Genomic DNA, 24,287 nt, shown 5'->3' on the forward strand with positions numbered 1-24,287 from the left:
CCGGAGAAGCCGCCAGGAATCATGATGATCTGGCTCTTCTTGATCTCCTCGACCAAAGCGGCGGTGGACTCGGCCACTGCGGCCGGAGTGAGGTTGTTCACGATAAGCGTGCTCACGTCGGCGCCCGCACGCTCGAAGGCTGCGGCGGAATCGTATTCGCAGTTGTTGCCCGGGAACACAGGGATGATCACATGCGGCTTGGCCACGCCGGTGCCGGTGTACACGGTCTTCTTCGGAGCGTCGAAGGACATGGTTTCAACCGTCTTGCCCTTCTCCTCGCCCTTGGAACGGTACGGGAACACGGATTCGATGCCGCCCTCCCACGCGTCCTGCAGCTCGGCCAGATCAAGCGTCTCGCCGGCGGCCACGAACGAATACTCCTCGGTGGTTTCGCCGACCTCGCTGACTTCCACCAGGTTGGACACGGCCGGAACCTTCGCATTGTCGGCAAGCTCGATGATGAAGGAGCCATAGGCCGGAGCAAACAGGTCATCCACGGCAATGCCGTCGTCCAGCTTCACGCCGATCTGGTTGCCGACCGTCATCTTGAAGATCGCCTCGGCGGTGGCGCCGTAGCCCGGAGTGGACACGGCCAGAGCGTCGCCGAAATCGGTGAGCTCCTCAACCGCGGAGAACACCTCCAGCAGCGAATCCTTGTCCGGGGTGAGACCGTCGGAATGATAACGCGGGGCGATGCGGACCACACGGTGACCGGCACCCTTGAACTCCGGGGAGGTGGCGCGCTTCATATTGCCCACGGCCACGGCGAAGGAGATAAGGGTCGGCGGGACGTCAAGCTGCTCGAACGTGCCGGACATGGAGTCCTTGCCGCCAATCGCGCCGGCGCCTAGATCGACCTGAGCCATCAGCGCACCGAGCACTGCGGCCATCGGCTTGCCCCAGCGTTCCGGCTCGTCGCGCAGCTTCTCGAAGTACTCTTGGAAGCTCAGATATGCATTCTCATGCTCGAAGCCGGCGGCCACCAGCTTGGACAGCGACTCGACCACGGACAGGTACGCGCCCGTGAACTGGTTCTGCTCCATAATGTACGGGTTGAATCCCCAGGCCATCGCGGAAGCGGTGGTGGTCTCGCCGAACACCGGAAGCTTGGCGACCATGGCCATGTTCGGGGTCAGCTGCTTCCTACCGCCGAACGGCATGAGTACGGTGCCCGCGCCGATGGTGGAGTCGAAACGCTCGGAAAGACCCTTGTTGGAAGCCACGTTCAGGTCGGTGAGCATGGTGTGCATGCGCTCGGAAAGCGTGCCGGAAGTCCACGGCGTCGTGTAGCCGTGCTGCGCCTCGACATGCACCACCTGATGCTTCGGAGCACCATTGGAGGCGAGGAATTCGCGGGAAAGGTCCACGATCGTGTCGCCGTTCCACACCATCGTCATGCGCGGATCCTCGGTCACGGTCGCAATGACCTCGGCCTCGAGGTTCTCCTCCTTGGCATAGCCCAGGAACTCGTCCACATCTTCGGCGGCCACATCCACGGCCATGCGCTCCTGGGATTCGGAGATCGCCAGTTCGGTGCCGTCAAGACCCTCGTACTTCTTGGACACCTTGTTGAGGTCCACGTACAGGCCGTCGGCCAGCTCGCCGACCGCCACGGACACGCCACCGGCGCCGAAATCGTTGCAACGCTTGATCAGACGGCACGCGTCACCACGGCGGAACAGACGCTGCAGCTTGCGCTCAACCGGCGCGTTGCCCTTCTGCACTTCGGCGCCGTCAAGCTCCAGCGATTCGACGTTATGCGCCTTGGAAGCGCCGGTGGCGCCGCCGATGCCGTCACGACCGGTGCGGCCGCCGAGCAGGATGACCTTGTCTCCCGGAGCCGGGGTCTCGCGGCGCACATGATCGGCCGGAGTCGCGGCCACGACCGCGCCGACCTCCATGCGCTTGGCCACATAACCGGGGTGATAGATCTCATTCACCTGGCCGGTGGCCAGACCGATCTGGTTGCCGTAGGAGGAGTAGCCGGCCGCGGCGGTGGTGACGAGCTTACGCTGGGGGAGCTTGCCCTCAAGCGTTTCGGAAACCGGCACGGTCGGATCGGCGGCACCGGTCACACGCATCGCCTGATACACGTAGGAACGGCCCGACAGGGGGTCGCGGATGCAGCCGCCGATGCAGGTGGCCGCGCCACCGAACGGTTCGATCTCGGTCGGGTGGTTGTGCGTCTCGTTCTTGAACAGGAACAGCCAATCCTCGTCATGGCCGTTCACATCCACCTTCACCTTGACGGTGCAGGCGTTGATTTCCTCGGATTCGTCGAGATTCTTCAGAATGCCGTTCTTCTTAAGCCACTTCGCGCCGATCGTGCCCATATCCATCAGGCATACCGGCTTGGCGTCGCGGCCCAGCTCGTGACGCATCTCAAGATACTTGTCGAACGCGGCCTTGACGGTGGCATCGTCGATCGAAACCTCGTCAAGTTGCGTGCCGAACGTGGTGTGACGGCAATGGTCGGACCAATACGTGTCGATCACCTTGATCTCGGTGATCGTCGGGTCGCGCTGCTCCTCGGTGAAGTGCTCACGGCAGAACTGCAGGTCGGCCAGATCCATGGCGAGACCACGGTCCTCGATGAACTGCTCAAGCTCGGCGTCGCTCATAGAACGGAAGCCGTCGATGACTTCCACCTTGCCTGGCACCGGCACCTGGGTCTTCAGCGTGGTCTTGACATCCAGAGAGGCTTCACGGGCTTCCACCGGATTGATCACGTAATGCTTGATGGCCTCGACATCGGCTTCGGAAAGTTCGCCTTCCAACGCATACACCTTGGCGGAACGAACCGTCGGACGCTCGCCTTGGGAGATCAGCTGGATGCACTCGCTGGCGGAATCCGCACGCTGATCGAACTGGCCGGGCAGATACTCCACCGCGAACACGGTGTCGGAACCGAAATCAGGCAGGTCGGCGTAGACGTTGTCCACCTGCGGCTCGCTGAACACGGTCGGCGTGGCCTGGGCGAACAGCTCCTCGCTGATGTCTTCCACGTCGTAACGGTTGACGAGACGGACGTTCTTCAAAGCTTCGATGCCGAGAATGGTGCGCAACTCGTTGGCGAGCTGCTGGGCCGCGACGTCAAAGCCCGGCTTCTTTTCCACGTACACGCGAAAAACCATGGTCAACTCCTTGAAAAAAGAGGGGTTATTGGATTTGGATTGACAAAAGAATGAAGGATTGCGATATAACAAGGAAGCCCGCATCCGGCTTTCGCTTCAGATGCGGGCTTGCAAACGCATTACTCTGCGACTTCGATGCCCTCGGACTTGGCGAGCTCGGCCAAGCGGCTTTCGATCTCCTCGTATGCCGGGATGATGTCGCCCAGGTCGCGGCGGAACAGATCCTTGTCGAGGTGCTCCACCTTGCCGGAGTGATCGCGCTGATCCCACAGACGGCAGGAATCCGGGGTGATCTCGTCGGCGAGCAGCAGCGTGCCGTCGGAAGTGCGGCCCATTTCGATCTTGAAGTCCACGAGCTTGACGTCGATCTTGGCGAAGATCTCGATCAAGGCCTCGTTGATGCGGCGGGCGAGCGGGGCGATCTCGGCCAGATCCTCACGGGTGCACACATCGAGCGCCACCAGATCGTCGTCGTTCACGAACGGATCGTGCAGGTCATCGTTCTTCAGGAAGTACTCCAGCACCGGTTCCTTGAGCTCGATGCCCTCTTCGACGCCCAGGCGGGAGCAGAAGTGGCCGGCCGCGGTGTTACGCAGCACGATTTCGAGCGGGAACATCGTGACCTTCTTGACCAGCTGGGAGGTCTCGCCCACGCGTGCCACCAGGTGGCTGTCGATGCCGCGCTTCTTGAGCAGATCGAAGATCAACGTGGTGATGAGGTTGTTCAGCCTGCCCTTGCCGGCGAAGTCTTCCTTCTTTTCGCCGTCACCTGCGGTAGCGGAGTTCTTGTATTCGACCCAGAGGACCTCCGGATCGTCAGTTGCGTACAGTTGCTTGGCTTTGCCCTCGTAGAGCTTTTCCAACTTCTCCATTACTCGCCTTTCCTGGTGTGTGGGAGGTAGATAGTTTGGTGAACTTGACGGTTAACAAGATACCAACGGGAGGCTACAATCGCGCGACTTTTGGGCGCGTTCCGGCAGCCTCGTCTCAGCATCCGGCGATAGCCGTCAAACGATTGCGATGTCGAGCGATTCGGCCACGTTCCCGGCTTTGGCGCGCGCATCCGCCTCGTTGCCGCCGATGGCCAGCGCGACCGCCATGCGTCGGTGCCCATGCACTTCCGGCTTCGCGAAGATACGCAGGTCGGTACCCGGTTCGGCGAGCGCGGCGGCGACGTTGCGGAATTCCGCTTCGCCATCGCCCTGGACGACGATCGCATGGCTTGCCGCGACGGTGCCTTGCGGAATCGACAGGGCGACATGTTCCTGTGCGATCGGCAGGCCGAGGATCGCGCGCGCGTGCAATGCGAATTCGCTCAATCGCTGGGAAGCCATGGTGACCATGCCGGTATCGTGCGGACGAGGGGAGACCTCGTTGAACAGCACGTTTCCGTCGGTCAGCACGAACAGTTCGACGCCGAACACGCCCCAGCCTTTTTCGCCGGATGCCTTGGCCTTCGCCACCAGACCTTCCACGGCGGTTCGTGCGATGTGCTGGGCCTGTTCGAGCACGTCCGGCGTGAAGGTGGCCGGCTGCCAGGATTCGCGGTAGTCGCCGCTTTCCTGACGTTGTCCGATTGGAGCGCAGGTCACGATGCCGGCGCTGGAGCTGACGGTCAGTACGGTCAGCTCGTAGTCGAGTGGAGCGAGCGCCTCCACGATCACGCGTGACACGTCGCCTTCGTCGTGTGCGCGGCGGCCTTCCTGCGCTTCGGTCCAAGCCGCGTCGATCGCTTCCGCGGAACGTACCACGGACTGTCCGTGGCCGGAGGAGCTCATGATCGGCTTGACCACGCATGGATAGCCGACGATTTGCGCGCCCTCACGTAGTTCTTCCAGAGAGCCGGCGAAACGGTACGGGGTGGTCGGCAGTCCCAGTTCCTCGTGTGCGAGCACGCGCAGGCGTTCGCGATCCATGCAGATCGCCGCGATTTCGGCGCTCGGCACCACCTGCGCGCCACGTGCTGCGGCGGCCGCAAGCTCGGAAGTGGCTATCGCTTCGACTTCCGGCACGATGATGTCCGGCTGGATTTCGTCGAACAGCGCGCGCAGCTGGTCCGCGTTGGCCATGTCGAGCACGCGGTATTCGTGCGCCACCTGTTGTGCCGGCGCACCGGCGTAGGAATCGGCCGCGCACACCCATGCGCCGAGTCTCATCAGTTCGATGGTGACTTCCTTGCCCAGCTCGCCGGAGCCAAGGAACAGAACACGGGTCGGATGCTTGCCAAGCGGAGTGCCGAGGGCACGATTCTCTTCAGTCATGACTTCTATTGTGCCATCGGCGTAGGATAGAACGCATGTCCGAGAATGAGAAGAATGAAACGCAACCCCCCCTGACCATTGCCATGGTGGTCGACACGTCGGGGAATCGGGGCAATGGCACCTCGAATTCGGCGTTGCAGTGGGCGCAGGAGCTGGAGCGCCAGGGGCATCATGTCCGTTTGGTGGGCATCGGCGCGCCCGAATATCCCGCGCGCGTCAATCATGTGCCGTTGGTCAGCTGGGTGGCGAAGAAGCAGCAGATGCAGTTCGCCGAGCCGAGCGACACGCTGTTTCGCAAGGCGTTCGATGGTGTGGACGTGGTGCATATCTACACGCCGTTCCGTTTCGGCCAGCATGCCTGCAAGGTCGCCAAACAGATGGGCATCGCCGTTACGGCCGGCTACCACGTGCAGCCGGAGAACGTCACGTATTCCGCGGGGCCTTTGAAATATGTGCCCGGCATCGACTCGTTCATCTACTGGCTGTTCGACATATGGCTGTACCGCAAGATCGACCATGTGCATGTGCCGACCGAATTGGGTGCGAGCCTGCTGCGCTCGCATGGATACAAGTCGAAGCTGCATGTCATCTCCAACGGCTACGAATCGCGGTTCACGCCGAAGCGGCAGCGCAAGGCGGACGAGCCGTCGCCGGTGCCGTTCCGTATCGTCGCGTCGGGACGACTGACCAATGAGAAGAACCATGTCGCGTTGATCCGGGCGATCGCCCGCTGCCGTCACGCGCAGGACATCGAATTGGTGATCGCCGGCACCGGGCCGCTTAAGAAGAGGTTGCAGCGTATGGCCGGACGGCTGTTGTCTCGTCCGGCTTCGATCGGATTCCACCGGAATGCCGACATGCCGGCGTTGCTGCGTTCCGGCGATCTGCTGGTGCATCCGTCGATCGCCGATCTCGAATCGGTGAGTGTCATCGAAGGCATGGCCGCCGGTCTGGTGCCGGTGATCGCCTCGTCGTCGCTGAGCGCGGCCGGCCAGTTCGCGCTGCTGGACGAATCGTTGTTCCCCGTGGACGATGTGGACGCGCTGGCCCGTCGTATCGACTGGTGGATCGACCATCCGGCGCAGCTCGCCAAGTGGGGCGGCACCTACGCCAAACATACGAAAACCAATTATTCGGTGGAATCGTCCGTACGTAAGTTCGTCGCGATGGAACGTGAGGCGATCGCCGATAACCGTCGCTGAATGGCGCCTGCCGCAATCGCAATACAATCGTTATACATAAGCGAAAAGCCGGGAGCGATTTCCCGGCTTTCCTTGTTTTGCGGACTGTCTTTTACAGCAGTGCGACCAGCTCGTCCACCTGCTTGTCGGTCGTGGCCCAGCTGGTGCAGATGCGCATCACGGTATGCGTGTCGTCCGCCTTTTCCGTGAAGCCGAGACGGACGTCGCGTTGCAGACGTTCGGAGGTCTCGTTGTCGAGCGTGACGAAGATCTGGTTGGTCGGCGCATCGAAAGTCAGCGCGTAGCCACGTTCCACCAGCACCTTGCGGATACGGTCCGCGGCATCGTTGGCGTGGCGGGCGATGCGCAGGTACAGGCCGTCGGTGAACAACGTGTCGAACTGCAGTCCCAGCAGCCATCCCTTGGCCAGCAGCGCGCCATGCTGCTTGACGATCGTCACGAAATGCTTCGGCATGTTGCCGTGCGTGAACACCACGGCCTCTCCGAACATCGCGCCCACCTTGGTGCCGCCGATATAGAACACGTCGGCGAGACGCGCGATGTCCTCGATCGTCACGTCGTTGCCGGAGGCGGTCAGCGCGTAGCCGAGACGCGCGCCGTCGATGAACAACGGCATGTCGTACTTCGTGCAGATCTTGCGGATCGCCTCGAGCTCGGCCAGCGTGTACAGCGTGCCGTATTCGGTGGCCTGCGAAATGTACACGCAGCCGGGGAACACCATATGCGTGTAGTTGCCGTCCGCGTAGAACGTGGCGCAGTATTCGTCGAGTTCATCCGCGTCGATTTTGCCGTCATGGTGGGGGAGCGTGAGCACTTTGTGGCCGGTGAATTCGATAGCGCCCGCCTCATGCACGTTCACATGTCCGGTGGTGGCCGCCACCACGCCCGCATACGGTGGGGTGATGGCGTCGATGACGACCTGGTTGGTCTGAGTGCCGCCGACGAGGAAGAAGATTTCGGCGTCCGGGCATGCGCAGGCCTCGCGGATTTTGGCTTTGGCGCTTTCGCAGACGTCGTCGGTGCCGTAGCCGGGATACTGGTTGGTCGCGGTTTCGGCGAGACGGGCGATGATTTCCGGCGTCGCGGCGCAGGAGTAGTCGTTTTCGAAAGACAGCATGGTCGTTCCTTTTGTTGTGGGTTGCTTGCGATCGGGAAAGTCTGGTTCCGCGTGTTCGGCCTCCGCGGATAGCAAAAAACCTCGGAATTTCTTCCGAGGTTTCATCGGGGTGGCTAACGCGGCTCGAACGCGCGACCTTCTGAACCACAATCAGATGCTCTACCAACTGAGCTATAGCCACCATGTTCTCACTTCCATGCGGAAGCGCAACGAATGGATACTATACACGATTTTTTGGATGTGCGCGCGTCGGCGTGTTGCGCTTTCGGCTGCCATGTGATGTTCATTATGTGAACGAAATGTTACGCACTTGATGGATGGGTGCCTAATTTGTGGGCAATTCCAACGGAAGATGTCACGAGGGGATCGGCAGAAAGCCGGTCCCGTTTTGTTTTCCTCGAAAATGACTTCCATGGAAACGTGATTGAGAAAAGAGGAAACGATAATGCAGAAGATCAAGGCGTTTGGTGATTGGCTCACCAAATGGTTCACCGTGATCGTGATCGTATGGGCCGTGTTCAACTACTTCGTGCCGCAAACCAGCCTGTGGGGCAAGTCCTACACCGGATACTTCCTGGGCATCGTGCTGTTCGGCATGGGCCTGACGCTGACGCTCGACGATTTCAAACGTATCCTCACCCAGCCGCTGATGGTCGTCGTCGGCACGGTGGCCCACTTCGTGATCATGCCGTTGGTGGCCGTGCTGCTGTGCTGGATCTTCCGTCTCGACGGCCCGCTTGCCGTGGGCGTGATTCTGGTCGGCTGCTGCCCGTCCGGCACCTCATCCAACGTGATGAGCTATCTGAGCCGTGGCGACGTGGCGCTTGACGTGTCCATCGGCATCCTGTCCACGCTGTGCGCGCCGTTCATGATTCCTCTGCTGATGCAGTGGCTCGCCTCCCAGTATGTGACCGTGCCGGTCGAGTCCCTGTTCCTCAACGCGGTCAAGGTGGTGCTGTTCCCGATCGCGCTCGGTGTGATCTGCCACGCCATCTTCAAGGAGAAGATCGAGAAGGTCACGGTGGCGCTGCCGATCGTGTCCCAGGTCGCCATCCTGCTCATCATCGGCGTCGTGGTCGCAGCCAATGGTTCGAAGCTGTTCGTGGCATCCTCGCTGCTTGCCATCCCGGTGGTCATCCTGCACAACCTGTGCGGCTACGCGCTGGGCTTCGGCTTCTCCAAGCTCATGTACAAGGTGTATCCGAAGGGCTTCCGCTACGCGCAGCAGAAGGCCATCACCTTCGAGGTCGGCATGCAGGATTCCGCTTTGGGCGCCACGCTGGCCCTGAGCTCCTTCGCGTCCAACCCGCTTGCCGCCGTGCCGTCCACCTTCTTCAGCGTATGGCACAACATCTCCGGTTCGGTGCTGTCCAGCTGGTGGCGCGAGCACGATGACAAGCATCAGATCCACCCGGATTCCGACAATGGCGAGAAGGGTTCCGCGGCCAAGGCTTCGGAAGCCGGGGACGCCGTCAAGGATGAGTCCGAGGAAACGGTCAACGCCTGAATGTGATTCGTGGCATCGGTCAGGCAGCCTCTGAACCGTACAGAACGGTTCAGAGGCTGTTCTGTTTTGACCTGTTTTTCCATGGCGATGTTAGATTGTGTTGCTTTGCGCTGAAGTTCGGTTAAGTATTGAAAATATTGGGATTTAGGGGTGTTTTGCCCCGTGTCATATGTTCGTTTGCGGTATACTAAAGGTGAAGGCCGGAGTTGCAGATCGGTCGAGAATTCGTCAGGTCGCAATGAGGCGCCGATGGCCGTGAGGCCCATGCGCAACGCCTTCAAGATATAACTGAAGAACAACCGAATATAGCGATTCGAGATGGCGGCATAGGCAGTACGGCGAGGGCGCCGGGCCGCATGGGGTTATGAAAAGACTCAGAGGTTTGAAGCGATGCGCGCAAGGTGGCGCGTGGGAGAGTGGCTCCGATGCCAGGATGGCGTCGGAGCCACTCTTCGTATAACGGCCGTTGCTGTCGCGACACGATTATCCAGCATTGTCCGGCAGACCTGTATACTGGTAATTCGTGTGTGCCAACGGCATGCCTTATGTAACAGGCGTGCGGGTTGGGATATCCCGGAACTCGATTGCATCACGCGCAGCAATGCGACGGTGAGAGAGGGATGGGCCATCGGGCCGGTGGACTGTGGCTATCTTCACGATTCAGATGCGTGGAGTGTGGGTGCAGTGCGGCGGTCACACAAAAGCAAGAGAAACCACTGAATCGGAGAATTCAAGTTGCCTACTATTGAACAGCTCGTCCGTAAGGGACGTCAGGCAAAGCCGAAGAAGTCCAAGACTTTGGCCCTGAAGGGAAGCCCGCTGCGTCGTGGCGTGTGCACCCGTGTTTACACCACCACCCCGAAGAAGCCGAACTCGGCTCTGCGTAAGGTCGCTCGTGTGCGCCTGTCCTCGGGCATCGAAGTCACCGCCTACATTCCGGGCGAAGGCCACAATCTGCAGGAGCACTCCATCGTGCTCGTGCGCGGCGGCCGTGTCAAGGATCTGCCGGGTGTTCGTTACCACATCGTGCGTGGCGCCCTCGATACCCAGGGCGTCAAGGACCGCAAGCAGGGTCGTTCCCTGTACGGAGCAAAGAAGGCGAAGTAAGAGATATGTCACGTAAAGGACCTTCCAAGAAGCATCAGCTGCTGCCGGATCCGATCTACGGTTCCACCGTTGTGGCACAGCTCATCAACAAGATTCTGCTTGACGGCAAGAAGTCAATCGCCGAGGACATCGTCTACAGCGCTCTCGACATGGTCAAGGAGAAGACCGACCAGGAGCCGGTCGCCGTTCTCAAGCGCGCTCTGGACAACATCCGTCCGTCCCTCGAGGTTCGCTCCCGCCGTGTCGGTGGCGCTACCTACCAGGTCCCGGTCGAAGTGAAGCCGGGCCGCGCCAACACGCTGTCTCTGCGCTGGCTCACCGACTTCTCCCGCGCCCGTCGCGAGAAGACCATGGCTGAGCGTCTGGCCAACGAAATCCTCGATGCCTCCAACGGCCTCGGTGCTTCTGTCAAGCGCCGCGAGGATACTCATAAGATGGCAGAGGCCAACAAGGCCTTCGCTCATTACCGCTGGTAATTAGTCGAGAACGAGAGTTAAGGAACAATCATGGCACTAGACGTGCTCAATGATCTCAACCAGATCCGTAACATCGGCATCATGGCTCACATCGATGCCGGTAAGACCACTACCACCGAGCGTATTCTGTTCTACACCGGTAAGAACTACAAGATCGGCGAGACCCACGATGGCGCCTCGACGATGGACTTCATGGCTCAGGAGCAGGAGCGCGGCATCACCATCCAGTCCGCTGCTACCACCTGCTTCTGGAACCGTCAGACCCATGACGAGAAGCAGAAGTTCCAGATCAACATCATCGATACCCCTGGCCACGTGGACTTCACGGCCGAGGTGGAGCGCTCCCTGCGTGTGCTCGATGGTGCTGTCGCCGTGTTCGATGGCAAGGAAGGCGTGGAGCCGCAGTCCGAGACCGTGTGGCGTCAGGCTGACAAGTACGGCGTTCCGCGTATCTGCTTCATCAACAAGATGGATAAGCTCGGCGCTGACTTCTACTACTCCGTCGACACCATCAAGACCAAGCTGGGCGCGACCCCGCTGGTCGTCCAGCTGCCGATCGGCGCTGAGAACGACTTCGCCGGCGTCGTCGACCTTATCCGCATGAAGGCCTACGTCTGGAACGACGTTTCCGGCGATTTGGGTGCCCACTACGACACCACCGACATCCCGGCCGACCTGCAGGACAAGGCTGAGCAGTATCGTTCCGAGCTGCTCGACCAGGTCGCCGAGTCCGACGAGGAGCTGCTTGAGAAGTACCTCGAGTCCGGCGAACTGACCGAGGACGAGATCCGCGCCGGCATCCGCAAGCTCACCATCAACCGTGAGGCCTACCCGGTGCTCTGCGGCTCCGCCTTCAAGGACAAGGGTGTGCAGCCGATGCTGGACGCCGTCGTCGACTACCTGCCGAGCCCGGAGGACGTTCCGTCCATCGTCGGCTTCGACCCGCAGGACGAGTCCATCGAGATCGACCGCAAGCCGACCACCGATGATCCGTTCTCCGCACTGGTCTTCAAGATCTCCACCCACCCGTTCTACGGCAAGCTCGTGTTCGTGCGCGTGTACTCCGGTTCCGTCAAGCCGGGCGACACCGTCCTCGACTCCACCAAGGAGAAGAAGGAACGCGTCGGCAAGATCTTCCAGATGCACGCCGACAAGGAGAACCCGGTGGATGCCGCCGAAGCCGGCAACATCTACACCTTCGTGGGTCTGAAGAACGTCACCACCGGTGATACCCTGTGCGACGAGAAGTCCCCGATCTCCCTCGAATCCATGACCTTCCCGGATCCTGTGATCGAGGTGGCCGTGGAGCCGAAGACCAAGGCCGACCAGGAGAAGATGAGCATCGCTCTGGCGAAGCTGTCCGACGAGGATCCGACCTTCCAGGTGAAGACCGACGAAGAGTCCGGCCAGACCCTGATCTCCGGCATGGGCGAGCTGCAGCTCGACATCATCGTCGACCGTATGCGTCGTGAATTCAAGGTGGAGTGCAACGTCGGTAACCCGCAGGTTGCATACCGCGAGACGATCCGCAAGGCCGTCATGAACCAGGAATACACGCACAAGAAGCAGACCGGTGGTTCCGGCCAGTTCGCAAAGGTCCTGATGAACTTCGAGCCGCTCGACACCGAGAACGGCGAGACCTACGAGTTCGTCAACGAAGTCACCGGCGGCCACATCACCAAGGAATTCATTCCTTCCATCGATGCTGGCGTGCAGGAAGCCATGGAATCCGGCATCCTCGCCGGCTTCCCGGTGGTTGGCGTCAAGGCTACCGTCACCGACGGCCAGGTCCACGACGTCGATTCCTCCGAAATGGCCTTCAAGATCGCAGGTTCCATGTGCTTCAAGGAAGCTGCCCCGAAGGCCAAGCCGGTCATCCTCGAGCCGATCATGGCCGTGGAAGTGCGTACTCCGGAAGAGTACATGGGCGACGTGATGGGCGATATCAACGCCCGTCGTGGTTCCATCCAGTCCATGACCGACTCCACCGGTGTCAAGGTCATCGACGCCAAGGTCCCGCTGTCCGAGATGTTCGGCTACATCGGCGATCTTCGCTCCAAGACCCAGGGCCGCGCAATGTTCACCATGCAGATGGACTCCTACGCTGAGGTTCCGAAGAACGTCTCCGAGGAGATCATCAAGGCCCAGCGCGGCGAGTGACACGCGCTGCCACTGAAGTGGAAACTGTCTCCAGTCAGCGCTAGTATTTTGTAGCGCTGACTGGGTTCGGGCTCCAAAGTGGCACAAACCCGTCAAACCCAGTAAAATGTAGCGAGTGCCTTGAAGTGAGTTCAAGGCTTACTACGAGACGTCCAGGAGGACAAACACATGGCAAAGGAAAAGTACGAGCGTACTAAGCCGCACGTTAACATTGGTACCATCGGCCACGTCGATCACGGCAAGACCACCCTGACTGCAGCCATCTCCAAGGTGCTGCACGAGGAGTACCCGGATGTCAACCCGGAGTACGACTTCAACCAGATCGATTCCGCTCCGGAAGAGGCCGCCCGCGGTATCACCATCAACATCGCCCACATCGAGTACCAGACCGAGAAGCGTCACTACGCTCACGTCGACTGCCCGGGCCACGCCGACTTCGTGAAGAACATGATCACCGGCGCTGCCCAGATGGATGGCGCTATCCTCGTTGTGGCCGCCACCGACGGCCCGATGGCTCAGACCCGCGAGCACGTGCTGCTCGCTCGTCAGGTGGGCGTGCCGCGTATCCTCGTCGCTCTGAACAAGTGCGATATGGTCGACGACGAAGAGCTCATCGAGCTCGTTGAGGAAGAGGTCCGTGACCTCCTCGACGAAAACGGCTTCGATCGCGATTGCCCGGTCATCCACACCTCCGCTTACGGCGCGCTGCACGACGACGCTCCGGATCACGAGAAGTGGGTTGAGTCCGTCAAGGAACTCATGAAGGCTGTCGACGAGTACATCCCGACCCCGACTCACGATCTGGACAAGCCGTTCCTGATGCCGATCGAAGATGTCTTCACCATCTCCGGCCGTGGCACCGTGGTTACCGGCCGTGTCGAGCGTGGTAAGCTCCCGGTCAACTCCAACGTCGAGATCGTCGGCATCCGTCCGACCCAGACCACCACCGTCACCTCCATCGAGACCTTCCACAAGCAGATGGACGAGTGCGAGGCTGGCGACAACACCGGTCTGCTGCTCCGCGGCATCAACCGTGACCAGGTCGAGCGTGGCCAGGTTCTGGCTGCTCCGGGCTCCGTGACCCCGCACACCAAGTTCGAGGGCGAAGTCTACGTGCTGACCAAGGACGAAGGCGGCCGTCACTCGCCGTTCTTCTCCAACTACCGTCCGCAGTTCTACTTCCGTACCACCGACGTCACCGGCGTCATCACCCTGCCGGAAGGCGTTGAGATGGTGCAGCCGGGCGATCACGCTACCTTCGGCGTTGAGCTGATCCAGCCGATCGCTATGGAAGAGGGCCTGACCTTCGCAGTGCGTGAAGGCGGCCACACCGTCGGCTCGGGCCGTGTCACCAAGATCATCGAGTAGTTTCTACCCGACATCAAGACACGCTTGAACTAGCGTTTTAAAGAAACCTCCCAAGGATGAGAATCCGAGGGAGGTTTCTTTATATATGGAAGGGCAACGCTCCAAAGTATGCACGCCGTGGCATAATGAGCAAGGCTTTTTGTAAGCTTTTCCGTCAGATGAAGAAATAGGTGAGTTAATTTGGCACAGACTACCAATGACATCAAGAACGGTTCCGTCCTGAACCTCGACGGCCAGCTGTGGACCGTCATCAAGTTCCAGCACGTCAAGCCGGGCAAGGGCCCCGCCTTCGTGCGCACCACCATCAAGAACGTGCTTTCCGGCAAGATCGTCGACAAGACCTTCAACGCGGGCATGAAGATGGAATTCGAAACCGTCGACAACCGCAACCTCCAGTACTCCTATGAAGACGGCGACAACTTCGTCTTCATGGACATGACCACCTACGACCAGATCTTCATTCCGAAGACCCTGGTCGGCGACCAGGCCAAGTTCCTGCTCGAAGGCACCGACTGCGTCGTGTCCTTCCACGACGGCACCCCGCTGTCCGTCGAGCTGCCGGCTTCCGTCGTCCTGACCGTCACCCACACCGAGCCGGGCCTGCAGGGCAACCGTTCCAACGCCGGCACCAAGCCGGCCACCGTCGAAACCGGCGCCGAGATCCAGGTGCCGCTGTTCATCGGCGAAGGCGAGAAGGTCAAGGTGAACACCACCGACGGCTCCTACCTCGGCCGCGAGAACTGAGAGTAAGGACAGCGAAGTTTCATGGCACGTTCCACCGCTCGCAAGAGGGCTCTGAACACGTTGTATGAAGCGGATGAGAAGGGACAGGACATCCTGTCCCTTCTTGCTGAGCGCATCGAGCAGCCCGGCGCTCAGACCCCGCTGCCCGACTACGCCATCGAAATCGTCCGTGGCGTGGCGGAGCATATCGCCGCCATCGACGCCATGCTTGACGAACATTCCACCGGTTGGAAGGTCAAGCGCATGGGCGTCGTCGACCGCAATATCCTGCGCATCGCCGCATGGGAGATCATGTTCAACGATGATGTTCCCAACATGGTGGCCATCGATGAGGCGTTGAGCCTTGCCAAAACGCTGTGCGACGACGATTCGCCGGCGTTCATCCATGGTCTGCTCAGCGCGGTGAGCGCCGATGCGGAAGCCACTGAAGTGGCCGAACAACCGACCGAACCTTCGGCTGAATAAAGCCGAAAGTTAAGCGATTCGGCCGGGTCGCGAGTCCTAACCGGCCGCTATCCTTGGTACGAATACCTTGACTATAAGGGGGTTTTGGTGAACCAGTATGATTCCGAAGCCGTGATGTTTGACCCTCAGGATGCCGTTCTTGTTCTCGAAGACGGACAGGTGTATGTGGGCGAGCCATACGGCGCGATCGGCACGACCAGCGGGGAGATCGTTTTCGCGACCGGCATGACCGGCTACCAGGAAACGCTTACCGATCCCAGCTACGACCGTCAGATCGTGGTACAGACGTTCCCGCACATCGGGGACACGGGAATCAACGGGGAGGATCCGGAATCCTCCAGAATCTGGGTCGCAGGCTATGTGGTGCGCGATCCCAGCCCGAATGTGAGCAACTGGCGCGCCACCGGCAGCCTTGACGACGATCTCGAATCCAACCACATCGTCGGCATCAGCCATATCGACACGCGCAAGCTGGTACGCCACCTGCGTTCCGCCGGTGTGATGCGCGCGGCCATCTTCTCAGGCGACGCGCTGCTCGACGGTGACGGCAAACTGCGCACCATCGACTCCATGCTCGACGAGGTCAAGGCCACTCCGCAGATGAAGGGCATGAGCCTCTACGACGAGGTCAGCACCAAGGAAGCCTATACCATCGAACCCTGCGGCGAATTCGAAGGCAAGGAACCGCTGTTCACCGTGGCGGCCGTCGATCTGGGCATCAAGTCCATGACCCCGCATCGCATGGCCGAACGCGGCTGCCGCGTGCATGTGGTGCCGTCCACCATCACCTTCGACGAGCTCCAGTCCCTTAATCCCGACGGCGTCTTTTTCTCCAACGGTCCGGGCGACCCGGAACAGGCCGATCCTGAAGTGAATCTGCTGCGTCAGGTGCTCGACGCCGGATATCCGTTCTTCGGCATCTGCTTCGGCAACCAGCTGCTGGGCCGCGCGCTCGGCTTCGGCACGTACAAGCTCAAATTCGGCCACCGCGGCATCAACCAGCCGGTCAAGGATATGACCACCGGCAAAATCGAAATCACCGCGCACAACCATGGCTTCGCCGTGGATGCGCCAATCGGCGAAACCGTCGACGCGCCATTCGAGAACGGCAAATACGGCAAGGTGTTCGTCAGCCATATCGATTTGAACGATAACGTGGTCGAAGGCCTGCAGTGCGTCGATATCCCGGCGTTCTCCGTGCAATATCACCCGGAAGCCGCCGCCGGCCCGCACGATGCCGCATACCTGTTCGATCGTTTCGTTGATCTCATGCGTTCCGTCAAGGAGGGAACCCGCAATGCCTAAGCGCACAGACATCAAGTCCGTGATGGTCATCGGCTCCGGTCCGATCGTGATCGGCCAGGCCGCGGAATTCGATTATTCGGGCACCCAGGCCTGCCGCGTGCTGCGCGAAGAGGGCATTAGGGTCATTCTGGTCAATTCCAACCCGGCCACCATCATGACCGATCCGGAAATGGCCGACGCCACCTACATCGAGCCGATCTCCACCCCGATCCTCGAGCAGATCATCGCCAAGGAACGTCCTGACGCGTTGCTGCCGACGCTGGGCGGACAGACCGCGCTGAACGCGGCCATGGCGCTGGGCGAGGCGGGCGTGCTCAAGAAGTACAACGTCGAGCTGATCGGCGCGTCCCTTGACGCCATCGATCGTGGCGAGGACCGCGAACTCTTCAAGAAGGTCGTGGAGGAGGCCGGCGCCGAATCCGCCCGCTCCGACATCGCGCATTCCCTTGAGGAAGTCGACAAGATCGCCGAGAAGTTCGGCTACCCGCTGGTGGTCCGTCCGAGCTTCACCATGGGTGGTCTCGGCTCCGGCATCGCGCACGACGAAGACGAGCTGCACCGCATCGCCGGCGCCGGCATCCACTATTCCCCGACCGACGAGGTGCTGATCGAGGAAGGCATCGAAGGCTGGAAGGAATACGAACTCGAGCTGATGCGCGACAAGAAGGACAATGTCGTGGTCGTCTGCCCGATCGAAAACGTCGACCCGGTCGGCGTGCACACCGGCGACTCCATCACCGTGGCACCGGTCTTCACCCTGACCGACCGCGAATACCAGAAGCTGCGTGACATCGGCATCGCCATCATCCGTGGCGTGGGCGTCGACACCGGCGGCTGCAACATCCAGTTCGCCGTCAACCCGGGCACCGGCCGTATCATCGTCATCGAGATGAACCCGCGCGTGTCCCGTTCCTCCGCGTTGGCTTCCAAGGCCACAGGCTTCCCGATCGCCAAGATCGCCACCAAGCTGGCCCTCGGCTACACGCTGGACGAGATCCAGAACGACATCACCCAGTCCACGCCGGCCAGCTTCGAGCCGACCATCGACTACGTGGTCACCAAGGTGCCGCGTTTCGCGTTCGAGAAGTTCCCGGGCGCCGATCCGACGCTGACCACCTCCATGAAGTCCGTCGGCGAGGCCATGGCTCTCGCGGGCAACTTCCAGGAGTCGCTTGGTAAGGCTATGCGCTCCATCGACAAGCGTCACATGGGCTTCAACTGGGATGGTGACAAGCCGTCCGAGGACGAGGTTTCCCAGCTGCTCGACGCCATCAAGGTGCCGACCGAGCACCGTTATCTGCAGATTCAGCGTGCCCTGTGGGGAGGCGCCACCGAAGAGCAGATCTTCGCGGCCACCAAGATCGACCCGTGGTTCATCCGCCAGTTCGCGCTCATCAACGAGACTGCGCTGGAAGTCAAGAACGCGGAGAAGCTCACCAGGAAGCTGCTGAAGAAGGCGAAGCTCGCCGGCCTGTCCGACCTGCAGATCGCGCACCTGCGCCGTCTGGGAGACGAGGGCGAGAACACCATCCGTGAGCTGCGTTGGTCGTACGACCTCCGCCCGGTGTTCAAGACCGTCGACACTTGCGCCGCCGAATTCGACGCGGCAACCCCGTACTACTACTCCTGCTACGCGGATGAGACCGAGCTGCGTCCTCGCGACCGCGAGGCCGTGATCATCCTCGGCTCCGGTCCGAACCGCATCGGCCAGGGCATCGAGTTCGACTACACCTGTGTGCACGCCGTGCAGGAACTGGGCAAGAACTATGACACGATCATGGTTAACTGCAACCCGGAGACCGTGTCGACCGATTACGACATGTCCGACCGCCTGTATTTCGAGCCGCTCACCTTCGAAGACGTGCTCGAGATCTACGAGGCCGAAAAGAAGATGGGTCCGATCAAGGGCGTCATCGTCCAGCTCGGCGGCCAGACCCCGCTGTCCCTGGCCGCCCGACTGAAGGCCGCAGGCGTTCCGATTCTCGGCACCACGCCTGAATCCATTGATCTGGCCGAAAACCGTGAGCTCTTCGGCGAGGTGCTGAAGAAGGCCGACATGAACGCGCCGCGCTACGGCACCGCGCTGAGCCTGGACGAGGCCCGCGAGGCCGCGCACGCCATCGGATACCCGGTGCTGGTCCGTCCGAGCTACGTGCTCGGCGGCCGTGGCATGGAAATTGTCTACGACGACGCCCAATTGCGCAAGTACGTCGATCGCGCATTGAAGGAAGCCCAGGCCGACACCGTCGTGTCCGGCCGTCTGCCTTCGCCGCTGCTCATCGACAAGTTCCTGCAGGATGCCGTGGAAATCGACGTCGACGCGCTGTTCGACGGCGAGGAGCTGTATATCGGCGGCATCATGGAGCACGTCGAGGAAGCTGGCGTCCATTCCGGTGACGCCGCCTGCACCCTGCCTCCGAGCACGCTGTCCGATGACCAGATCCGTCGTCTGCGTGAAGGCACCTACGCCATTGCCAAGGGCTGTGGCGTGCAGGGCCTGATCAACGTGCAGTATGCCTTCATGGCCAACACTCTGTACGTCATCGAGGCCAATCCGCGTGCCTCCCGTACCGTGCCGTTCGCTTCCAAGGCCACCGGTGTGGCACTGGCCAAGGCCGCCGCCCGCATCATGGTCGGCGAAACCATCCAGCAGCAGCGTGACAACGGCCTGCTCCTGCCCCACGGCGACGGTGGCGACATCCATCGTGGCCAGCAGGTGGCCGTCAAGGAATCCGTGCTTCCGTTCAAGCGATTCCGCACTCCGCTCGGCAAGACCGTCGACGTGCTGCTCGGACCGGAAATGCGTTCCACCGGCGAGGTCATGGGCTTCGACCGCGACTTCCCGCACGCGTTCGCCAAGAGCCAGCTCGCCGCATACGAAGGCGGCCTGCCGACCAGCGGCAACGTGTTCATCTCCGTGAACGACACCGACAAGCGCCAGCTGCCGCTGTTCGCCGCGCGACTGGTCGAGCTCGGCTTCAACATCTGGGCCACCGAAGGCACGGCATCCGTGCTGCGCCGCTACGGCATCGATTCCAAGATCGTCGACAAGATCAGCGTGCGTATGGACTCCGATCCAGACGACCCGATCACCACCTACCATGCGGAGGGCAGCGTCGGCAAGAACGTCGTCCAGCTGATCGAGGAAGGCGCGATCGACCTGATTCTCAACACGCCGAACTCCCGCGGTTCCCGTTCCGACGGCTACGCCATCCGTTCGGCGGCTATCGCAGCCGACCTGCCGCAGTTCACCACCATGACGGAATTCTCCGCCGTGTTGATGGCTATCGAGGCGGTGCGCAATAATGATTATCAGATCATGAGTATTCAGGATCATTCCACGCAGCTGTTCGAATTGGAAAGCCGTGACTAATGATGAGTAGCCCCAGCAGTGAGGAAGTGAATGCCCAGCGTTCGGATTTCGGTCTGCGACTGAGCAATTCAATGGCCAAATACGGCCCGTTGTGCGTCGGCATCGACCCGCATCGGCAGCTCCTCACTGACTGGGGCTATAACGTCGACGCGTTGGGTGCGGAGCTGTATTCCATGCGCATGCTGCAGGCGGCCAATGGCCGTGCCGCAGCTGTCAAATTCCAGTCCTCCATGTTCGAGCGGTACGGTTCCAAAGGCATCGCCGCGCTTGAACGCGTGCTCTATGCGGCACGGCAGATGGGTGTCATCACCATCGTCGACTGCCTGCATGGCGGCCTGCCGACCACGATTTCCGCGTTCGCGGACGCCTATTTCAAGCCGGGCGCGCCATTGCTGGCAGACGCCATCACCCTGCTGCCGTATTACGGCGCACGGTCATTGGGAGGCGTCATCAATGACGCGCTCAACAACGGCAGGGGCGTGTTCATCGCATCGTTGACGTCCAACCAGGAAGGCGCCAGCCTGCAGACGGCGATTCGTCAGGCAGGCGAATACAAGGGCAAAACAGTGGCGTACGGCATCGCCAGCACTGCTCAGAAATTCAATAAGGGCAATGATGGAATGGGTTCCGTCGGCCTTATCATCGGCGCCACCATCGGGCAGTGGATCAACGATTCGGGCGTCGACCCGGCCAAGTTCACCGGACCGATTCTTTCCCCAGGCTACGGATGGCAGGGAGCGGAGACACGCGATCTGAAGACCGTGTTCAAAGGCACCAAGGGCAATGTGCTGGTTACGGTATCTCGTTCCATCGCCACGCACGGTCCCGACATCGCAAAATTGACCGAAGCCACCGCGTCGGTCGCCGGGGATATTCGGCAGGCATTGACCGAGGCTCAAAACGAAAGCGCCGATGATGCGGCTGACGGAGACGCCGAATAAATTCTTTTTCTGAATAGCTTCCTTTTTGGAAAACAAGACATAACCAAGAGTGGGGATGGAATGGCTGATTCTCAACATGGACGTTTGATTGTGCTCTGCGGACCCGCCGGAGTGGGCAAAGGCACTGTTCTGGGGCGCGTACGCGAACAGCACCCCGAAATCTGGCTGTCGGTGTCCGCCACGACACGCCAGCCTCGTCCGGGCGAAGTGGACGGCGTGAACTATTTCTTCATGACCGAACCTGAATTCCTGGCCAAAGAAAAGGCGGGGGAGTTTCTCGAAACCGCCGACGTGTTCGGCCTCGCCCACTACGGCACACCCGTGAAACCAGTCGTGGAACATCTGGAACGCAATATCCCCGTGGTCTTGGAAATCGACCTACAGGGAGCCCGGACGGTCAAACGGCGCGCGAAGGAACTCGGCCTCGAAGTGCTTACCGTGTTCATTGAGCCGCCGTCCTTCGAAGAACTGAAACGTCGTCTGATCGGCCGTGGCACCGAAACCCCTCAGCAGCAGGCCAAAAGGCTTGAGACCGCCAAGGTCGAGTTGGCCGCTGCGCCGGAATTCGACAAACGCATCGTCAATAACGTGGTCGACGAGGCCGCAGACGAGCTTTGGCATATCATCGCCGAAGAGTTCGGCCTGTAATCCGTCAATCCGACTATCCAGCCAATAAAAACCGGCATACGAAAAGGGCCTGCACGATTTCGCGCAGGCCCTTTCCGTATGTTTGAATCAGGCGAGACCGGACAGCTTGTCGATCAGCTCCGGATCACGGGTCGCTCCCTTGTCAGCGGAGCGGGCGAAGGCGGCATAAGCCTTCAGCGCCTGAGAAACCTTGCGATCACGATGGGCGACATAGCCATCGCCGGCCTCCAGCTCGGCGCGGCGCTGAGTCAGCTCCTCGTCGGAAAGCTCGACGTTCACCGTACGGTTCGGAATGTCGATGTTGATGATGTCGCCGTTCTTGATCAGAGCGATCGGGCCCTTGTTCGCGGCCTCAGGCGCGATATGGCCGATGGCCAGACCGGAAGAACCTCCGGAATAGCGGCCGTCGGTGAGCATGGCCACCTGCTTGCCGATGCCCTTGCCCTTCACGAAGGAGGTCGGGTACAGCATCTCCTGCATGCCCGGACCGCCCTTCGGGCCTTCGTAACGGATGACCAGAGCCATGCCCGGCTTCAACGTGTCGTTGAGGATGACCTCGATGGCCTGCTCCTGGGATTCGACGACCAGCGCCGGTCCGCGGAACGTCCAGATCTCCTTCGGCACGCCTGCGGTCTTCACCACGCAGCCGTCAGGCGCGAGGTTGCCGCGCAGCACGGCCAGACCGCCTTCGGTGACCGCCGGATGGTCGATATCGTGGATGGCGCCGTTGACACGGTCACGATCGAGCGAATCGAACAGCGTGGTGTGCGTCCACGGTTCAGGGGAGACGATGTGGCCCGGAGCGGCCAGATACATCTGCTTGGCTTCCTCGGTGCAGGTGTCGCGCATGATGTCCCAGTCGTTAAGCTTGTCTTCCAACGACTTGTAATCAATGGAATGCACGTCGCGGTGCAGCTTGCCGGCACGGTCAAGCTCGCCGAGGATGCCGGTGATGCCGCCGGCGCGGTGCACATCGGAAATCTCCCATTCGCCGGACGGCGACGCCTTGCAGATGCACGGCACGGTGTGGGAGATACGCTCGATGTCATCCAGTGTGAAGTCCACGTCGGCGGACTGCGCCATGGCGAGGATATGCAGCACGGTGTTGGTGGAACCGCCCATGGCCACATCCATGGTCATGGCGTTCTCGAAAGCCTTCTTGGTGGCGATGGAACGCGGCAGCACGGAATCGTCGTCATCGTCGTAATACTGCTTGGCGATCTTCACCACCTGCTCGGCGGCGCGCTTGAACAGGTCCTTGCGGTAGGAATGGGAGGCCAGAATGGTGCCGTTGCCCGGCAGAGCCAGACCGATGGCCTCGGTCAGGCAGTTCATGGAGTTGGCGGTGAACATGCCGGCGCAGGAACCGCAGGTCGGGCAGACGGTCTTCTCGTAGGCGAGCAGATCCTCTTCGTTCAGATTGTCATCGGCGGAGGCGTACATCACGTCGATCAGATCGGTGTTCTTCTTCACGGTGCCGTCGGGCAGCACGGTGGTGCCGGCCTCCATCGGGCCGCCGGAAACGAACACGGTCGGAATGTTGAGTCGCAGCGCGGCCATCAGCATACCCGGCACGACCTTGTCGCAGTTCGGGATGCAGATCAGCGCGTCGGCGCAGTGCGCGTTCACCTGATATTCCACGGTATCGGCGATGATGTCGCGGCTCGGCAGGGAATACAGCATGCCGGTGTGGCCCATGGCGATGCCGTCATCAACGGCCATCGTGTTGAACTCGCGCGGAATACCGCCGGCTTCCTTGATGGCATCGGAAATCAGACGGCCCACTTTGTTCAGGTGCACATGTCCCGGCAGGAACTCGTCGAAGGAATTGGCGATGGCGATGATCGGCTTGCCGAAATCCTTGCCATCCACACCGGCGGCGCGGTAGAGGGCGCGAGCGCCCGCGAATACTCGTCCATTCATTAGTTTTGCAGATCGCATTTCCATGCCTCCTATTGTGCTGGCTAAACGGGACACGTGTTTTGTCAAGAGTCACTATGTGGAAATTTTCGGAAACCCGTGTGATTCCCTTACAGGTTGGATAACTACGCTGGCGGAGAAGGCCTGTGGGAGAGGCAAGGTTGAGGTCCAGTGGATTGCCTATACTAATGATTTTGGAAAAGAAGCTTTTGGCTTATCTGATGATTTGGAGATAATCACTATGGCATTCGGCACTGAGCCAACCCCGACCGGTCTTGCGGATCCGCCGATCGACGATTTGATGGAGCATGCGGACTCCAAGTACGCTCTGGCCATTTTCGCGGCCAAGCGTGCCCGCCAGATCAATTCCTATTTCACCCAGCTCAATGAGGGTCTGCTGCAGAACGTCGGCCCGCTGGTGGAATACCAGAATCAGGAGAAGCCGCTGTCCATCGCGTTCCGCGAGATCAACAGTGGTCTGCTTGAGGAAACCCTCGGCGAGGACGATCTGACCGAAGGCAACTGATCTACACGGTTCCCATAGAGGGACTGGCATCAT

General features: G+C 60.7%; 18 protein-coding genes and 1 tRNA gene. 13 read left to right on the forward strand and 6 right to left on the reverse strand.

Annotated elements, in window-relative coordinates:
• From Q5H33_RS04065 to purT, 3 genes are all read right to left on the reverse strand, one after another.
• Positions 1-3,134: phosphoribosylformylglycinamidine synthase (locus Q5H33_RS04065; protein ID WP_302423163.1), on the reverse strand; the 3,134-nt coding region annotated here is incomplete at its 3' end.
• A 119-nt stretch (positions 3,135-3,253) separates the two neighbouring features.
• A complete protein-coding gene (gene purC, locus Q5H33_RS04070) occupies positions 3,254-4,006 on the reverse strand; it encodes a phosphoribosylaminoimidazolesuccinocarboxamide synthase (protein ID WP_021913716.1) in 753 nt (250 codons plus the stop codon).
• Between the two features lie 135 nt (positions 4,007-4,141).
• Positions 4,142-5,395, reverse strand: coding sequence for a formate-dependent phosphoribosylglycinamide formyltransferase (gene purT / locus Q5H33_RS04075; RefSeq protein WP_033499187.1), 1,254 nt, complete (start codon positions 5,393-5,395; stop codon positions 4,142-4,144).
• A gap of 35 nt (positions 5,396-5,430) precedes the next feature.
• Between purT and Q5H33_RS04080 the strand changes: the two genes are divergently transcribed.
• On the forward strand, positions 5,431-6,597 hold the full coding sequence (locus tag Q5H33_RS04080; RefSeq protein WP_046999114.1) for a glycosyltransferase: 1,167 nt from the start codon (positions 5,431-5,433) through the stop codon (positions 6,595-6,597).
• Between the two features lie 91 nt (positions 6,598-6,688).
• Here Q5H33_RS04080 and Q5H33_RS04085 read toward each other — a convergent pair whose 3' ends face one another.
• Entirely contained in the window at positions 6,689-7,714 is a 1,026-nt protein-coding gene (locus Q5H33_RS04085) for a low specificity L-threonine aldolase (RefSeq protein ID WP_302423168.1), read from the reverse strand.
• A 108-nt stretch (positions 7,715-7,822) separates the two neighbouring features.
• Positions 7,823-7,895, reverse strand: a tRNA-His gene (locus tag Q5H33_RS04090).
• Positions 7,896-8,159: 264 nt separating this feature from the next.
• On the opposite strand from Q5H33_RS04090, the gene Q5H33_RS04095 reads away from it, so the two are divergent.
• The 11 genes from Q5H33_RS04095 (at position 8,160) to gmk (ending at position 21,808) form a co-directional block, all read left to right on the forward strand.
• The gene (locus tag Q5H33_RS04095) at positions 8,160-9,221 is read left to right on the forward strand and encodes a bile acid:sodium symporter family protein (protein ID WP_003808596.1); all 1,062 of its coding nucleotides are present in this window, start codon (positions 8,160-8,162) and stop codon (positions 9,219-9,221) included.
• Between the two features lie 735 nt (positions 9,222-9,956).
• Positions 9,957-10,328, forward strand: a complete 372-nt coding sequence (rpsL, locus tag Q5H33_RS04100) for a 30S ribosomal protein S12 (RefSeq protein ID WP_003813881.1) — start codon at positions 9,957-9,959, stop codon at positions 10,326-10,328.
• Between the two features lie 5 nt (positions 10,329-10,333).
• Positions 10,334-10,804 carry a 30S ribosomal protein S7 gene (gene rpsG / locus Q5H33_RS04105; protein ID WP_003808603.1) on the forward strand — a complete coding sequence of 157 codons (471 nt, stop codon included), beginning with the start codon at positions 10,334-10,336 and terminating at the stop codon, positions 10,802-10,804.
• 30 nt (positions 10,805-10,834) lie between these two features.
• On the forward strand, positions 10,835-12,964 hold the full coding sequence (gene fusA, locus Q5H33_RS04110) for an elongation factor G (RefSeq protein ID WP_003808605.1): 2,130 nt from the start codon (positions 10,835-10,837) through the stop codon (positions 12,962-12,964).
• A gap of 168 nt (positions 12,965-13,132) precedes the next feature.
• Positions 13,133-14,332, forward strand: coding sequence for an elongation factor Tu (gene tuf / locus Q5H33_RS04115; protein WP_302423173.1), 1,200 nt, complete (start codon positions 13,133-13,135; stop codon positions 14,330-14,332).
• 180 nt (positions 14,333-14,512) lie between these two features.
• On the forward strand, positions 14,513-15,076 hold the full coding sequence (gene efp, locus Q5H33_RS04120) for an elongation factor P (protein ID WP_003808611.1): 564 nt from the start codon (positions 14,513-14,515) through the stop codon (positions 15,074-15,076).
• 21 nt (positions 15,077-15,097) lie between these two features.
• On the forward strand, positions 15,098-15,541 hold the full coding sequence (nusB, locus tag Q5H33_RS04125) for a transcription antitermination factor NusB (RefSeq protein WP_003808612.1): 444 nt from the start codon (positions 15,098-15,100) through the stop codon (positions 15,539-15,541).
• Positions 15,542-15,628: 87 nt separating this feature from the next.
• Positions 15,629-16,846, forward strand: coding sequence for a glutamine-hydrolyzing carbamoyl-phosphate synthase small subunit (carA, locus tag Q5H33_RS04130; protein WP_021913950.1), 1,218 nt, complete (start codon positions 15,629-15,631; stop codon positions 16,844-16,846).
• The gene (gene carB / locus Q5H33_RS04135) at positions 16,839-20,219 is read left to right on the forward strand and encodes a carbamoyl-phosphate synthase large subunit (RefSeq protein ID WP_003808615.1); all 3,381 of its coding nucleotides are present in this window, start codon (positions 16,839-16,841) and stop codon (positions 20,217-20,219) included. Before carA ends, carB begins: the two co-directional genes overlap by 8 nt.
• A 2-nt stretch (positions 20,220-20,221) precedes the next feature.
• Positions 20,222-21,160, forward strand: a complete 939-nt coding sequence (gene pyrF, locus Q5H33_RS04140) for an orotidine-5'-phosphate decarboxylase (protein WP_117320337.1) — start codon at positions 20,222-20,224, stop codon at positions 21,158-21,160.
• A gap of 60 nt (positions 21,161-21,220) precedes the next feature.
• A complete protein-coding gene (gene gmk / locus Q5H33_RS04145) occupies positions 21,221-21,808 on the forward strand; it encodes a guanylate kinase (RefSeq protein WP_003808618.1) in 588 nt (195 codons plus the stop codon).
• Positions 21,809-21,895: 87 nt separating this feature from the next.
• Here gmk and ilvD read toward each other — a convergent pair whose 3' ends face one another.
• Positions 21,896-23,755 (reverse strand): dihydroxy-acid dehydratase, encoded by a 1,860-nt coding sequence (ilvD, locus tag Q5H33_RS04150; protein ID WP_039774917.1) that lies wholly within the window; start codon positions 23,753-23,755, stop codon positions 21,896-21,898.
• 214 nt (positions 23,756-23,969) lie between these two features.
• Here ilvD and rpoZ point away from each other — a divergent pair, with 214 nt between their 5' ends.
• Positions 23,970-24,254 (forward strand): DNA-directed RNA polymerase subunit omega, encoded by a 285-nt coding sequence (rpoZ, locus tag Q5H33_RS04155; protein WP_011742982.1) that lies wholly within the window; start codon positions 23,970-23,972, stop codon positions 24,252-24,254.
• Positions 24,255-24,287 lie beyond the last annotated feature (33 nt).

Origin of the sequence: uncultured Bifidobacterium sp., assembly GCF_959020145.1 — a bacterium.
Classification (GTDB): domain Bacteria; phylum Actinomycetota; class Actinomycetes; order Actinomycetales; family Bifidobacteriaceae; genus Bifidobacterium.

Excerpts from the sequence above, each read along its gene's own strand:
- purC (WP_021913716.1), bottom strand. The coding sequence starts at position 4,006 with ATGGAGAAGTTGGAAAAGCTCTACGAGGGCAAAGCCAAGCAACTGTAC.
- purT (WP_033499187.1), bottom strand. The coding sequence starts at position 5,395 with ATGACTGAAGAGAATCGTGCCCTCGGCACTCCGCTTGGCAAGCATCCG.
- Q5H33_RS04080 (WP_046999114.1), top strand. The coding sequence starts at position 5,431 with ATGTCCGAGAATGAGAAGAATGAAACGCAACCCCCCCTGACCATTGCC.
- Q5H33_RS04085 (WP_302423168.1), bottom strand. The coding sequence starts at position 7,714 with ATGCTGTCTTTCGAAAACGACTACTCCTGCGCCGCGACGCCGGAAATC.
- Q5H33_RS04095 (WP_003808596.1), top strand. The coding sequence starts at position 8,160 with ATGCAGAAGATCAAGGCGTTTGGTGATTGGCTCACCAAATGGTTCACC.
- rpsG (WP_003808603.1), top strand. The coding sequence starts at position 10,334 with ATGTCACGTAAAGGACCTTCCAAGAAGCATCAGCTGCTGCCGGATCCG.
- fusA (WP_003808605.1), top strand. The coding sequence starts at position 10,835 with ATGGCACTAGACGTGCTCAATGATCTCAACCAGATCCGTAACATCGGC.
- tuf (WP_302423173.1), top strand. The coding sequence starts at position 13,133 with ATGGCAAAGGAAAAGTACGAGCGTACTAAGCCGCACGTTAACATTGGT.
- nusB (WP_003808612.1), top strand. The coding sequence starts at position 15,098 with ATGGCACGTTCCACCGCTCGCAAGAGGGCTCTGAACACGTTGTATGAA.
- carB (WP_003808615.1), top strand. The coding sequence starts at position 16,839 with ATGCCTAAGCGCACAGACATCAAGTCCGTGATGGTCATCGGCTCCGGT.
- pyrF (WP_117320337.1), top strand. The coding sequence starts at position 20,222 with ATGAGTAGCCCCAGCAGTGAGGAAGTGAATGCCCAGCGTTCGGATTTC.
- gmk (WP_003808618.1), top strand. The coding sequence starts at position 21,221 with ATGGCTGATTCTCAACATGGACGTTTGATTGTGCTCTGCGGACCCGCC.
- ilvD (WP_039774917.1), bottom strand. The coding sequence starts at position 23,755 with ATGGAAATGCGATCTGCAAAACTAATGAATGGACGAGTATTCGCGGGC.
- rpoZ (WP_011742982.1), top strand. The coding sequence starts at position 23,970 with ATGGCATTCGGCACTGAGCCAACCCCGACCGGTCTTGCGGATCCGCCG.